This is a genomic window from Streptomyces brevispora, from assembly GCF_007829885.1.
In the GTDB taxonomy this organism is placed as follows: domain Bacteria; phylum Actinomycetota; class Actinomycetes; order Streptomycetales; family Streptomycetaceae; genus Streptomyces; species Streptomyces brevispora.
The window spans coordinates 4,801,642-4,814,793 of sequence record NZ_VIWW01000001.1; the positions used below are offsets into that span (position 1 = coordinate 4,801,642).

Below are 13,152 nucleotides of genomic sequence, written 5' to 3' on the forward strand. Positions count from 1 at the left end.
CACTCTCCCGTCGATGACCTGTGGCATTGGCGAAGAAAGCAGACAACATGGCTTCCCTGCTCGATGGCGTCAACGCCGCCTCGCTGCGTACCGACGTCCCGGCGTTCCGCCCCGGTGACACCATCAACGTTCACGTGCGCGTGATCGAGGGCAACCGCTCCCGTATCCAGCAGTTCAAGGGCATCGTCATCCGCCGCCAGGGTGCGGGCGTCGGCGAGACCTTCACGGTCCGCAAGGTCTCCTTCAGCGTCGGCGTCGAGCGCACCTTCCCGGTGCACAGCCCGATCTTCGAGAAGATCGAGCTCGTCACCCGCGGTGACGTCCGTCGCGCCAAGCTGTACTTCCTCCGTGAGCTGCGCGGCAAGGCCGCGAAGATCAAGGAGAAGCGCGACCGCTGAGCTGGCTCCCAGGTCCACGGCACGGGCGGATAAGCTCTGGCCCCGATGGACACGGAAGCAAGAACCACGGAGCGCGACCGCTCCTCCGCAGCCCCCACGGGGCCGGAGGAGGGGTCGCGCTTCTCGCGTATGCAGCACCGTTTCGCCGCCTCGATGTCGTTGCGGCGTACTCTCGCGCTCGGTGCCGTCTGCTCGGTCTTCGTCCTGCTCCTCAGCGCCTTCGTGGTGCAGCCGTTCCTGATCCCAAGCGGCTCGATGGAGTCCACGCTGCGGGTCGGGGACCGGGTGCTGGTCAATAAGCTGGCGTACCGTTCCGGCTCTGTACCCCGGCGTGGCGACGTGCTGGTCTTTGACGGCACCGGCTCCTTCGTCCAGGAGGCGCCGCAGGGGAACCCCGTCACCGGGCTGCTGCACGCCGCGGCGGCTTCCCTGGGGCTCGCGGAGCCCGCCGAGACCGACTTCGTGAAGCGGGTGGTGGGTGTGGGGGGCGACCGGGTGGTCTGCTGCGACAAGCGGGGGCGGGTCGAGGTGAACGGCCGGCCGGTGGACGAGGGCTACCTGTTCGCGGGTGACGCGCCGTCCCGGGCCCCGTTCGACATCGTCGTGCCGGACGGCACGCTCTGGATGATGGGCGATCACCGCAGCCGTTCCCGGGACTCCCGCGACCACCTGGGCGAACCGGGGGGCGGCATGGTGCCCGTCGACAAGGTGATCGGCCGGGCCGACTGGATCGGCTGGCCGCTGGGACGGCTGGGCTCTTTGCCGGGCACCGAGGCCTTCGACGGCATACCGGCGCCGGGGGCGGCACATGGGTAACCGCGGGCGGCCGCACGGCGCTGCCGATCCCGGGGGACCACCCCCCGCCGGCACCGGACCGACGGCCGCCCGCTCGCTGCCCACGAGGGCGGAGCGGCGCAAGCTCGCCCGCAAGGTGAAGCGGAAGCGGCGCAGATCGGCCGTCCAGGAGATACCCCTCCTCATCACCGTCGCCCTGGTGATCGCGCTGGTCCTCAAGACGTTCCTGGTGCAGGCCTTCGTGATCCCGTCGGGGTCCATGGAACAGACCATCCGGATCGGCGACCGGGTCCTCGTGGACAAGCTGACGCCCTGGTTCGGGTCCCGGCCACAGCGTGGTGACGTGGTCGTGTTCAAGAACCCCTCCGACTGGCCGCCGCCGAATCCGGTCACGGCGAAGGAGCCCCCCGTCGTCATCAAGCAGGTGAAGGGTGTGCTGACCTTCATCGGGCTGCTGCCGTCCGACGACGAACAGGACCTGATCAAGCGAGTGGTCGCCGTCGGTGGCGACACGGTGAAGTGCTGCGACACGGACGGCCGGCTCATGGTCAACGGCCAGGCGGTCGAGGAGCCCTATCTGTATCCCGGCAATCCCCCCTCCACGATCAAATTCGAGGTAAAGGTTCCGCTCGGGCGAATCTTCGTGATGGGTGACCATCGCTCCAATTCCGCCGATTCACGTTTCCATCTGGACAAGACGGCCCGCGGCACGGTTTCCGAGGATGCCGTAGTGGGACGGGCCGTGGTGATCGCCTGGCCCTTCGGACACTGGCGGAAGCTGGAGGAACGTCCGGCGTTCTCCACGGTCCCGGACGCGCGCGCCGGGACTGCTACTGCCCCCGGGCCGTCGAATAGTGTGTCCCAGGATCCCAACGGAATGATCCGGCTCCCGACCCCTGCGGAACTCCCGCTCGTTATGGGAGTGGTTGGCCTGCACCGGCTAGGGCGCAGGCGGTGGCACGGAATAAGGAGCAGATGTGGGGGATTTGGCGGTGGGCGCACGATCCGGACACGGCGAACCCGAGGACCGGCCGGACATTCCGGGCAATGCCGAGTCGGCCGGGACAACAGCGGGCCGGACGGAGAGTGACGACGACTCCCCGAGCAACGGCAGTACGGCCCGGAAGAAGCCCCGCTCCTTCTGGAAGGAGCTGCCGCTCCTCATCGGCATTGCGCTGATCCTCGCGCTGCTGATCAAGACGTTTCTGGTGCAGGCGTTCTCGATTCCGTCGGATTCGATGCAGAACACCCTCCAGCGGGGGGACCGGGTGCTGGTCGACAAGCTGACCCCGTGGTTCGGCGCCGAGCCGGAACGCGGTGAGGTCGTCGTCTTCCACGATCCGGGCGGCTGGCTGGAGAACACCCCGGCGGCCAACCCGAACGCGGTGCAGAAGTTCCTGAGCTTCATCGGGCTGATGCCGTCAGCCGAGGAGAAGGATCTGATCAAGCGGGTCATCGCGATCGGCGGTGACACGGTCGAGTGCCAGATGAACGGTCCCGTCACGGTCAACGGCAAGGCGCTGGACGACAAGTCCTTCATCTTCAAGGGGAACACCGCCTGCAACGACGAGCCGTTCGGCCCGGTCGAGGTCCCCAAGGGCCGTATCTGGGTGATGGGCGACCACCGTCAGAACTCCCTCGACTCCCGCTACCACCAGGAGTTGCCGGGCGGCGGCACCGTCTCCACGGACGAGGTGGTCGGCCGGGCCATCGTGGTCGCGTGGCCGATCAACCGCTGGGCGACCCTGCCGATTCCGAAGACCTTCGACCAGCCGGGGCTGAACGCCGCGGCGGCGTTGGCGCCCGGTGCGCTCGGCTTCGCCGGCGCCGTGCCCATCGTGCTCCGGCGCAGGCGGCACCGGGCCGCTCCGGAACGGCAGAAGCAGGACTAGGCATCCGGAGCCGCTCGTCGGGCTGCCCTGCCCCGTCCACCGGTGGGCTCGGTGGGCGCGCTCCCGTTGCGGACGGCGCCCGGCTCCTCTTCTCCACCGGCCCGGCGAGGGCAAAGGCTCCGGGAACCCCCGCTCGTTATCCAGGGGGTGGGTTTGTGATCCGCAGGCCCGGTGGGCCGGCGTTGGCGCAGAGTGAGGAATGAATGTGAGCGACGTGGCAGGCGGAGCACGATCTGGACACGGACAGTCCACGGAGAGGCTCGAGCAGCCCGCTGACGCTGCCTTCGATCCGGTGGGGGAGACCGGGGATCCGGACGTGCTGGAGGGTGCGCGCACCTCGGACCGGGACGGAAAGGAGCCGAGGAAGCCCCGCCCCTTCTGGAAGGAGCTGCCGCTCCTCATCGGCATTGCGCTGATCCTCGCGCTGTTGATCAAGACGTTTCTGGTGCAGGCGTTCTCGATTCCGTCGGATTCGATGCAGAACACCCTCCAGCGGGGTGACCGGGTGCTGGTCGACAAGCTGACCCCGTGGTTCGGCTCGGAGCCGGAACGCGGTGAGGTCGTCGTCTTCCACGACCCCAGTGGCTGGCTGGACGGGGAGCCGACTCCTGAGCCGAATGCGGTGCAGACCTTTCTGAGCTTCATCGGTCTGATGCCGTCGTCGCAGGAGAAGGACCTGATCAAGCGGACGATGGCGGTCGGCGGAGACACCGTGTCGTGCAAGAAGGGCGGCCCGGTCGAGGTCAACGGGAAGGCGCTCGACGAGCCGTACCTCTTCCCCGGTGGCACGCCGTGCGACGACATGCCCTTCGGGCCGTTCAAGGTGCCCGACGGCAAGATCTGGGTGATGGGCGACCACCGGCAGGACTCCTCGGACTCGCGCTATCACACCAATGACGCCAACAAGGGCTTCGTGCCGGTGGACGAGGTCGTGGGCCGGGCCGTGGTGGTGGCCTGGCCGATCAACCGCTGGGCGACCCTGCCGGTCCCGGACACCTTCGACCAGCCGGGTCTGAGCGCCGCGGCGGCGATGGCACCCGGTGCGATCGGCATCGCCGGTGCGCTGCCGATCGTGATCAGGCGCAGGCGCAGGCTGACCAGCGAGCGTACCGCCCGGTAGGGTGCCGACTCGGATCAGCGATTGTCGATCTCCGATGGGGGACGCTGGGATGAGTGGAACGGGACGTACGGATGACGGCCGCGGCCGGCTCGGCAGCATGCTGTCGGGGCTGGCGGTGGCCGTCGGCTGTGTGCTCTTCCTCGGCGGTTTCGCCTGGGCAGCCGTGGTGTACCGGCCGTACACGGTGCCGACCGAGTCGATGACACCGACGGTGAACGCGGGCGACCGGGTTCTCGCGCAACGGGTGGACGGCAGCGAGGTGCGCCGCGGTGATGTGGTGGTGTTCACCGACCAGGCGTGGGGCGATATGCCGATGGTGAAGCGGGTCGTCGGAATCGGCGGCGACAAGATCGCCTGCTGCGAGAAGGGCGGGCTCCTCACGGTCAACGGCATACCCGTTGAGGAACCGTATCTGCGGACGACCGACCCCGCCTCGGGGAACGACTTCACGGCCGAGGTGCCCAAGGGAAAGCTCTTTCTCCTGGGCGACGACCGCCGGGTCTCGCTGGACTCCCGGGTCCATCTGGAGGACCGCGGACAGGGCTCGGTACCCCGCAGCGCCGTGACGGCCCGGGTGGACGCCGTCGCCTGGCCGCTGGGCGCCATGATCGAACGGCCGAAGGCCTTCGCCGCGCTGCCGGGCGGGGTGTCGTCGGCGGGGCCCCTCAAGCTTCAGCTCGGGGCCGTGGCCGTGGGTGTGGTGCTCATTCTGGCCGGTGCCGTGTACGGCCCGGTCGCGGCCCGTACCGCCCGGTCGAAGCGGAACAAGCAGCGGCAGGCGGCTACCGGTGTCCGTTGAGAAGCGCAAGGTCTCCCGCCTGGTACTCCTGGATCCGGACGACCGCATTCTACTGATGCACGGGTTCGAACCGGAGGCCCCGGCGAGCGCGTGGTGGTTCACCCCCGGCGGCGGGCTGGAGGGCGACGAGACCCGGGAGCGGGCGGCGCTGCGCGAGCTGTCCGAGGAGACCGGGATCACGGATGTCGAGCTGGGCCCGCTTCTCTGGAAGCGGATGTGCTCCTTCTCGTTCGACGGCCGGCGCTGGGATCAGGACGAGTGGTACTTCCTCGCCCGTACGACACAGACCCTGACGGACACCAGCGGGCAGACCGGGCTGGAACGGCGCAGTGTCGCGGGTCTGAGGTGGTGGACCTCCGCCGAACTGTCGGCGACGCGTGAGACGGTGTACCCGACCAGACTCGCCGGGCTGCTGCGCACGCTGCTCGACGAGGGTCCTCCGCGTGCGCCGCTGGTCCTGGCTCCCGAAATCGCCTGAGCGTCCGGGGCGTCGGGGCCTGGCGCACAATGGGGGAACGCACGGCTGAAGGGGAACATGCCAATGAGCGCCGAGGACCTCGAGAAGTACGAGACCGAGATGGAGCTGAAGCTCTACCGGGAGTACCGCGATGTCGTCGGTCTGTTCAAATATGTGATCGAGACCGAACGGCGCTTCTACCTCACCAACGACTACGAGATGCAGGTGCACTCGGTCCAGGGCGAGGTGTTTTTCGAGGTGTCCATGGCGGATGCCTGGGTCTGGGACATGTACCGGCCCGCACGGTTCGTCAAGCAGGTCCGGGTCCTGACGTTCAAGGACGTCAACATCGAGGAGCTCAACAAGAGCGATCTCGAACTTCCGGGTGGCTGAGTTGTCCACATTCACCTGCTTATCCACCAAGATCCACTAGCGGCGGGGGAACGCGGCAGAGTCGGTGCCGGAGGTGGTGCCGATATGAACGCACGGGGGGCACTCGGGCGGTACGGCGAGGATCTGGCGGCGCGGCTGCTGACCGATGCCGGCATGTCCGTACTGGAGCGGAACTGGCGCTGTCGCGCCGGCGAGATCGACATTGTCGCGCTGGACGGCGACGCGCTCGTCATCTGTGAGGTGAAGACGCGCAGGGCGGGTGGCTTCGAGCACCCGATGGCCGCCGTCACACCGGCCAAGGCGGACCGGCTGCGACGGCTGGCCGAACTCTGGCTCGACCGGCACGACGGCCCGCCGCCCGGCGGGGTGCGGATCGACCTGGTCGGCGTGGTGCTGCCCAGGCGCGGTGCACCGCGGGCCGAGCATGCGCGGGGGGTGGCCTGATGGGGTTCGCGCGTGCCTGCTCGGTGGCGCTGGTCGGCGTCGAGGGCGTGGTGGTGGAGGTCCAGGCGGACCTGGAGCCCGGGGTGGCGGCGTTCACCCTGGTGGGGCTGCCGGACAAGAGCCTGGTGGAGAGCCGCGACCGGGTCAGGGCGGCGGTGGCCAATTCCGGCGCGGAGTGGCCGCAGAAAAAGCTCACGGTGGGTCTGTCCCCGGCCTCGGTACCCAAGGGCGGTTCGGGTTTCGATCTCGCTGTCGCGTGCGCGGTGCTCGGCGCGGCCGAGCGGATCGACCCCGCTTCGATCGCCGATGTGGTGATGATCGGGGAGTTGGGGCTCGACGGCCGGGTACGGCCGGTGCGCGGGGTACTGCCCGCCGTCCTGGCCGCGGCGGAGGCCGGCTACCGGCAGGTGGTCGTCCCGGAACAGACGGCGGGCGAGGCAGCGCTGGTGCCCGGGGTCTCCGTGCTCGGGGTCCGGAGCCTGCGGCAGTTGATCGCCCTGCTCCGCGACGAACCGGTGCCCGAGGAACAGGAGCCCCACGACCAGGGGCGTCCCGACACCATGCTGGCCGGCCTCATGGTGCCCGGCGCCGGTATGGGCACCGGCACCGCCAGGGGTTCGGCGCAGGGCGAGGGACACCGGCCCGACCTGGCGGACGTCGCGGGTCAGGAGCGTCCGCGCAAGGCCCTGGAAGTCGCAGCGGCTGGCAGCCACCACCTTCTGCTGTCCGGACCGCCGGGCGCGGGCAAGACCATGCTCGCCGAACGGCTGCCCGCGATCCTGCCGCCCCTGACCAGGCAGGAATCCCTTGAGGTGACCGCGGTGCACTCGGTGGCGGGCATCCTTCCGCCGGGCGAACCCCTGGTCTCCCGGGCGCCGTACTGCGCACCGCACCACTCGGCGACCATGCAGTCGCTGATCGGCGGGGGCAACGGGCTGCCACGGCCCGGCGCGGTGTCGCTGGCTCATCGCGGCATCCTCTTTCTGGACGAGGCGCCGGAATTCTCGGTACGGGCCCTGGACGCACTGCGTCAGCCGCTGGAGTCGGGGCACGTGGTGGTGGCTCGCAGCGCCGGGGTGGTGCGGCTGCCGGCCCGGTTCCTGATGGTGCTGGCCGCCAACCCGTGCCCGTGCGGGCGGCACACCCTGAGCGGGGCCGGCTGTGAATGCCCTCCCGCGTCGGTCCGGCGCTACCAGGCCCGGCTCTCCGGCCCGTTGCTCGACCGGGTGGATCTGCGGGTGGCCGTCGACCCCGTCAAGCGCGCGGACCTGATGGGACAGGGCGGCCGGGGCGAGTCGACCGCGACGGTCGTCGCCCGGGTGCGGGCGGCCCGGGCCCGGGCGGCGGAGCGACTGGCCGGCACCCCCTGGACCACCAACAGCGAAGTGCCCGGACACGAGTTGAGGACCCGGCTGGTCGTGGCGCCGGGGGCACTGATGGCGGCCGAGCGGGACATGGAGCGGGGCCTGCTCACCGCACGCGGCCTGGACCGGGTTCTGCGGGTGGCGTGGACCGTCGCGGATCTACGGGGCGCCGACCGGCCGGACGCCTCGGACGTCGCGGTGGCACTGGAGCTGCGGACCGGGATCCCGCGAGGGGCCCCACTGACGGCGGGGGCGGCATGACGGGGCATGGGGGCGGGGGAAGCGGACGGGCGCCGGGCGCCGGGGACAGCCCGCCGGCCGAGGCGCGGACGCCGGGGACAGGAGACCGGGAGCGGCCGGCGCCGGCTCCCGGCGGGGTGAGCGACCGGGAGCGGCTGGCGCGCGCCGCGCTGACCAGGGTCCTGGAGCCGGGGGACGAACGGGGTGGCCGCTGGCTGCGGGAGTGCGGCGGTGTGGAACTGCTGCGGCGGATCACGGTCCGGGACGGATCGGCCGAGCAGCTGAACGGCATGACGGCGAAACGTCTGGCCGGCTATCGGCTGCGGGTGGAGACGGCCGACCCCGCGCGGGATCTGGCGGCCGTGGCCGAGGTCGGCGGGCGCTTCGTGTGTCCGGGCGACCAGGAGTGGCCGACCCAGTTGGACGACCTGGGCGACACCAGACCGACCGGGCTCTGGGTACGGGGAAGGCCTGGTCTGCGGCTCTGGGCGCTGCGTTCGGTCGCGGTGGTCGGCGCCCGCGCCTGCACACCGTACGGCGCGCACATGGCGACGACACTTGGCGCAGGTCTCGCCGAGCGGGGGTGGGTCGTCGTCTCGGGCGCGGCGTTCGGGGTCGACGGGGCGGCGCACCGGGGCGCCCTCGCCGCCGGTGGCGCGACGATGGCGGTGCTGGCCTGCGGGGTGGACGTCGTGTACCCCCGCGGACACACCGAACTGATCGGGCGCATGGTCGAACAGGGACTCGTCATCGGCGAACTGCCGCCGGCCGCCCACCCCACCCGCAGCAGATTCATCCTCCGGAACAGGGTCATCGCCGCGTTGACGAGGGGAACCGTCGTGGTCGAGGCCGAATACCGCAGCGGTTCACTGGTCACGGCACGCTGGGCCCAGCGACTGGGCCGCTTCACCATGGGCGTTCCGGGACCTGCCACCAGCGGTCTGTCGGCAGGCGTTCATGAACTCCTTCGAGGGGAGGGCGTGCTGGTGACGGACGCCGCGGAAGTCGCCGAACTGGTGGGTGACATGGGAGAACTCGCCCCGGCCAGATGCGGTCCGGTGCTTCCGCGGGACCTTCTGGACGCCGAGTGCGGCCGGGTCCTCGACGCGCTGCCGGCCCGCGGCGCCGCCGACGGGCGCGAGGTGGCCCGCACCGCGGGAACGAGCGCCGACGCTGCGCTCGCCAGGTTGTACGAACTGCACTCACTGGGGTTCGTCGAACGTCATGGCGATGGATGGGAGTTGACGCGACGGCGGACTCGCAATGACGACGCGCGGCGAGGCGGTACTTGACCTGGAGCATTCGGGTGAAAAGGTGAGGCCGATGACCTCGGCGGATCGTTCGGCAACGACTCCGGGGCCGGCGCGTGACGCGTCGGCCCCGGACGTCGGCCATGTCCTCGTCCGTGAGCGCCGTCATGTCCTTCGCCGCGCCCGGTGTCGTGATCCGTTCATCCGGAAGGGCACAGCGCCGATCCCATATCCTGCGCGTACCGCGACACTTCAGTCACGCTACGCTCACAAGGATCCCGCCCCAGACACAAATCCCTCAGCACTTCACAGCAGAACGGCTCAAGGCACCACATGCCCCAGCACACCTCCGGGTCTGACCGTGCGGCAGTACCACCGGCTGCGCGTGACACTGTGCGCCCTCCCGCCCCCTCCTCGCTCGACGAGTTGTGGCGCTCGTACAAGACCACGGGCGACGAGAGGCTGCGGGAACAGCTGATCCTGCACTACTCGCCCCTGGTGAAGTACGTCGCCGGCCGGGTGAGCGTGGGCCTGCCGTCCAACGTCGAGCAGGCGGACTTCGTCTCCTCGGGGGTCTTCGGGCTGATCGACGCGATCGAGAAGTTCGACATCGAGCGCGCGATCAAGTTCGAGACGTACGCGATCACCCGCATCCGGGGCGCGATGATCGACGAACTCCGTGCGCTGGACTGGATCCCGCGCTCCGTGCGCCAGAAGGCGCGGGCCGTGGAACGCGCCTACGCCACGCTGGAGGCGCGGCTGCGTCGTACCCCGTCGGAGGCGGAGGTCGCCGCGGAGATGGAGATCGCGCTGGAGGAACTGCATGCGGTTTTCAGCCAGTTGTCGCTGGCGAACGTGGTCGCACTGGAGGAGCTGCTCCATGTGGGCGGCGAGGGCGGCGACCGGCTGAGCCTGATGGACACGCTCGAGGACACCGCCGCCGACAACCCGGTGGAAGTGGCCGAGGGGCGTGAGCTCAGGCGGCTGCTCGCCCGGGCGATCAACACCCTCCCGGACCGCGAGAAGACGGTCGTCACGCTCTACTACTACGAGGGTCTCACCCTCGCCGAGATCGGGAACGTCCTCGGGGTCACCGAGAGCCGGGTCAGCCAGATCCACACCAAGTCCGTGTTGCAGTTGCGCGGGAAACTGGCCGACTCCGGTCGCTGAGACCACTCGCCGGCGATGTTCGGCCGGGTCCGCTCCGGCCACCGATCGGGGCCGCCCGCCCCCTCCCCCGCGCCGGTCGCCGTAGAGTGGACGCGTGCCCAGGATTCGAGCGGCCTCCGTGGCCGAGCACCGGACCATGCAGCGCGGCGCCCTCCTGGACGCAGCGCGTTCCCTGCTGTCCGAGGGAGGCACGGAGGCACTGACCTTCCCCGCCCTCGCCGAACGCACGGGCCTCGCCAGGTCATCCGTCTACGAGTACTTCCGTTCCCGCGCCGCCGTCGTCGAGGAGCTCTGCACCGTCGACTTCCCCGTCTGGGCGGCCGAGGTGGAGAACGCGATGGAGCGGGCAGGGACGCCGGAGGAGAAGATCGAGGCGTACGTGCGACGGCAGCTCGATCTCGTGGGGGACCGGCGCCACCGGGCCGTCGTCGCGATCTCCGCGAGCGAGCTGGACGCGGGCGCCCGCGAGAAGATCCGCGCCGCGCACGGCGGGCTGATCGCCATGATCGTCGAGGCGCTCGGAGATCTCGGCCATGAGCAGCCCAGGCTGGCGGCCATGCTGCTGCAGGGCTCCGTGGACGCCGCGGTGCGACGCATCGAACTCAGCGTGGCGGAGGAGCCGGACGTGATCGCGGACACCGCCGTCGCCATGATCCTTCGCGGCGTCCGGGGAGTCCCCGGCGAGCAGGGCTGACGTCGGCGCCTCGCCGCGACGCCCGTCAGCGGAGCGGGGCGGCGGGTCCGCCATCCGGCAGCAACGCCGGGGCACCGCTGCGCGGCTCTGCCGCCGAAAGTCCGGGTTCGGGCACACCGGTCACCGGCAGCAGCCGGGACGGTCCGCGCCGCAGCAGTGAGGGCGGCAACAGTGACAGCGGGTCCAGATACGCCGCTGCGCGGCGCAGCCCCCAATGCAGACAACCGGCCGCGCAGTGGAACGGTCCCGTCCCGATGACCGCCACCACCTGTCCCGCAGCGACCTGGTCCCCCTTCGCGACCAGCGGGCGCACCGGCTCGTACGTGGTCCGCAGTGGCGGATCGCCCGTGTCCGCCAGCTCGATCGCCAACACCCCTCGTCCCGCGACACCGCCCGCGAACGAGACCCGGCCGGAAGCGGCCGCGAGCACCGCCGTTCCCGGTCCGGCGGCGAGGTCCACCCCGCGGTGCCCCCGCCCGTAGTCCGTGGCGGGCGGCTCCCATCCCCGTACGACCACGGGCCGCCCCGCCAGCGGCCAGACCCGTCCGCCGGTCGGCGGATCCACGGGGTCCGTTGGGTCCACGGGGTCCGTTGGGTCCACGGGGTCCGCTGGGTCCACGGGGTCCGCTGGGTCCACGGGGTCCGCCGGGTCCGCCGGATCTACCGGGTCCGGCAGATCCACCCCGTCCGGCAGATCCGCCGGGTCCGGCGCGGGCGCGGGCAGGGACATGTGCGGCTGCTTCGTGGCCGGGGCGGCCGTCCCGCAGTACCCCATCGCGAGAAGCGCCGCGGCGGCTGCCGCCGATGCCGCCCGCATCAGGAGCCCCCGTCCGGCACCCGGTGCGCCGCGTCCCCCGGCCCGGACCCGGGGTCCGTCCAGGTCAGTTGTGTTTCGCATGGCACCACCGTCCCCCGGCCGCCCGGTTCGCGGGGGATCATGGACCGGATCTGTGGAGTACCGGCCGGTTGTGGACAGCGCCGTCACCCGGCACTCGATGGGTCCCGTACACTTCTTGTGGCGATCCGGGTCACCGGGTCGACTTCGCACGCCCCGCCATCTCCCTTACGGAGGTGGCCGCGCTCCTCGGTCCCTCGTGGCACGGCGCGTCGGGGCGTCAGGCGCGACAGCAAACCTGCGGTCGCGATAACCGAGCACCTCAAGGAGTACGGCCATGGCCGTCGTCACGATGCGGGAGCTGCTGGAAAGCGGCGTCCACTTCGGTCACCAGACCCGTCGCTGGAACCCGAAGATGAAGCGCTTCATCTTCACCGAGCGCAACGGCATCTACATCATCGACCTGCTCCAGTCGCTGTCGTACATCGACCGCGCCTACGAGTTCGTCAAGGAGACCGTCGCCCACGGCGGCTCCATCATGTTCGTGGGTACGAAGAAGCAGGCCCAGGAGGCCATCGCCGAGCAGGCGACGCGCGTCGGCATGCCGTACGTCAACCAGCGTTGGCTCGGTGGCATGCTCACCAACTTCTCCACCGTCTACAAGCGCCTTCAGCGTCTGAAGGAGCTTGAGCTCATCGACTTCGAGGACGTGGCCGCCTCCGGCCTCACCAAGAAGGAGCTCCTGGTTCTCTCCCGCGAGAAGGCCAAGCTGGAGAAGACCCTCGGTGGTATCCGCGAGATGCAGAAGGTGCCGAGCGCCGTCTGGATCGTCGACACCAAGAAGGAGCACATCGCCGTCGGTGAGGCGCGCAAGCTCCACATCCCGGTCGTCGCGATCCTGGACACCAACTGCGACCCCGACGAGGTCGACTACAAGATTCCGGGCAACGACGACGCGATCCGCTCCGTCACCCTGCTCACCCGCGTGATCGCCGACGCCGTCGCCGAGGGCCTCATCGCCCGCTCCGGCGCTGCGACCGGCGACTCGAAGCCGGGCGAGAAGGCCGCCGGCGAGCCGCTCGCCGAGTGGGAGCGTGACCTGCTCGAGGGCGACAAGAAGGCTGACGCCGAGGTCCAGACCTCCGCCGAGACCGAGAAGGTCGCGGACGCCGCTGAGACGCCGGCCGAGGTCGAGGCCGAGGCCGCCACCGAGACGCCGGCCGTCGAGGCCCCCGCTGCCGAGGCTCCGGCCGCGGACGGCGAGCAGGCCTGACACCCGTCACGGCTGACGACGGCGGGGG

14 protein-coding genes and 1 pseudogene are annotated in these 13,152 nt (G+C 70.5%); 14 read left to right on the plus strand and 1 reads right to left on the minus strand.

What is annotated here, in order from left to right:
• Positions 1-47 precede the first annotated feature (47 nt).
• The 13 genes from rplS (at position 48) to FHX80_RS22460 (ending at position 11,016) form a co-directional block, all read left to right on the plus strand.
• Positions 48-398, plus strand: coding sequence for a 50S ribosomal protein L19 (gene rplS, locus FHX80_RS22400; protein ID WP_145765832.1), 351 nt, complete (start codon positions 48-50; stop codon positions 396-398).
• Between the two features lie 45 nt (positions 399-443).
• Positions 444-1,214, plus strand: coding sequence for a signal peptidase I (lepB, locus tag FHX80_RS22405; RefSeq protein ID WP_145765833.1), 771 nt, complete (start codon positions 444-446; stop codon positions 1,212-1,214).
• Positions 1,207-2,283 carry a signal peptidase I gene (gene lepB / locus FHX80_RS22410; RefSeq protein WP_145765834.1) on the plus strand — a complete coding sequence of 359 codons (1,077 nt, stop codon included), beginning with the start codon at positions 1,207-1,209 and terminating at the stop codon, positions 2,281-2,283. Before lepB (FHX80_RS22405) ends, lepB (FHX80_RS22410) begins: the two co-directional genes overlap by 8 nt.
• The gene (gene lepB, locus FHX80_RS22415; protein ID WP_145767434.1) at positions 2,180-3,085 is read left to right on the plus strand and encodes a signal peptidase I; all 906 of its coding nucleotides are present in this window, start codon (positions 2,180-2,182) and stop codon (positions 3,083-3,085) included. The genes lepB (FHX80_RS22410) and lepB (FHX80_RS22415) overlap by 104 nt, the downstream gene beginning before the upstream one ends.
• 214 nt (positions 3,086-3,299) lie before the next feature.
• Positions 3,300-4,205 carry a signal peptidase I gene (gene lepB / locus FHX80_RS22420; RefSeq protein WP_244318619.1) on the plus strand — a complete coding sequence of 302 codons (906 nt, stop codon included), beginning with the start codon at positions 3,300-3,302 and terminating at the stop codon, positions 4,203-4,205.
• 49 nt (positions 4,206-4,254) lie between these two features.
• Positions 4,255-5,004: a signal peptidase I gene (gene lepB, locus FHX80_RS22425; RefSeq protein ID WP_145765836.1), complete on the plus strand. Its 750-nt coding sequence runs from the start codon at positions 4,255-4,257 to the stop codon at positions 5,002-5,004.
• Positions 4,994-5,482: an NUDIX hydrolase gene (locus FHX80_RS22430; RefSeq protein WP_145765837.1), complete on the plus strand. Its 489-nt coding sequence runs from the start codon at positions 4,994-4,996 to the stop codon at positions 5,480-5,482. Before lepB (FHX80_RS22425) ends, FHX80_RS22430 begins: the two co-directional genes overlap by 11 nt.
• Before the next feature lie 63 nt (positions 5,483-5,545).
• Complete coding sequence (locus FHX80_RS22435; protein ID WP_003965949.1) at positions 5,546-5,854, plus strand: DUF2469 domain-containing protein; 309 nt, start codon at positions 5,546-5,548, stop codon at positions 5,852-5,854.
• A gap of 84 nt (positions 5,855-5,938) precedes the next feature.
• Positions 5,939-6,298, plus strand: a complete 360-nt coding sequence (locus tag FHX80_RS22440) for a YraN family protein (RefSeq protein ID WP_145765838.1) — start codon at positions 5,939-5,941, stop codon at positions 6,296-6,298.
• Positions 6,298-7,923 (plus strand): YifB family Mg chelatase-like AAA ATPase, encoded by a 1,626-nt coding sequence (locus FHX80_RS22445; protein WP_145765839.1) that lies wholly within the window; start codon positions 6,298-6,300, stop codon positions 7,921-7,923. The genes FHX80_RS22440 and FHX80_RS22445 overlap by 1 nt, the downstream gene beginning before the upstream one ends.
• A 116-nt stretch (positions 7,924-8,039) precedes the next feature.
• A complete protein-coding gene (gene dprA, locus FHX80_RS22450; protein ID WP_244318381.1) occupies positions 8,040-9,194 on the plus strand; it encodes a DNA-processing protein DprA in 1,155 nt (384 codons plus the stop codon).
• Positions 9,195-9,485: 291 nt separating this feature from the next.
• Positions 9,486-10,322: an RNA polymerase sigma factor WhiG gene (whiG, locus tag FHX80_RS22455; protein WP_145765841.1), complete on the plus strand. Its 837-nt coding sequence runs from the start codon at positions 9,486-9,488 to the stop codon at positions 10,320-10,322.
• A gap of 118 nt (positions 10,323-10,440) precedes the next feature.
• Positions 10,441-11,016: a TetR/AcrR family transcriptional regulator gene (locus FHX80_RS22460; RefSeq protein WP_145767435.1), complete on the plus strand. Its 576-nt coding sequence runs from the start codon at positions 10,441-10,443 to the stop codon at positions 11,014-11,016.
• A gap of 25 nt (positions 11,017-11,041) precedes the next feature.
• Here the strand turns inward: FHX80_RS22460 and FHX80_RS22465 are convergent.
• A pseudogene (locus FHX80_RS22465) lies at positions 11,042-11,783 on the minus strand (murein hydrolase activator EnvC family protein).
• 405 nt (positions 11,784-12,188) lie between these two features.
• On the opposite strand from FHX80_RS22465, the gene rpsB reads away from it, so the two are divergent.
• Positions 12,189-13,124 carry a 30S ribosomal protein S2 gene (gene rpsB / locus FHX80_RS22470; protein ID WP_145765842.1) on the plus strand — a complete coding sequence of 312 codons (936 nt, stop codon included), beginning with the start codon at positions 12,189-12,191 and terminating at the stop codon, positions 13,122-13,124.
• Positions 13,125-13,152: the final 28 nt, after the last annotated feature.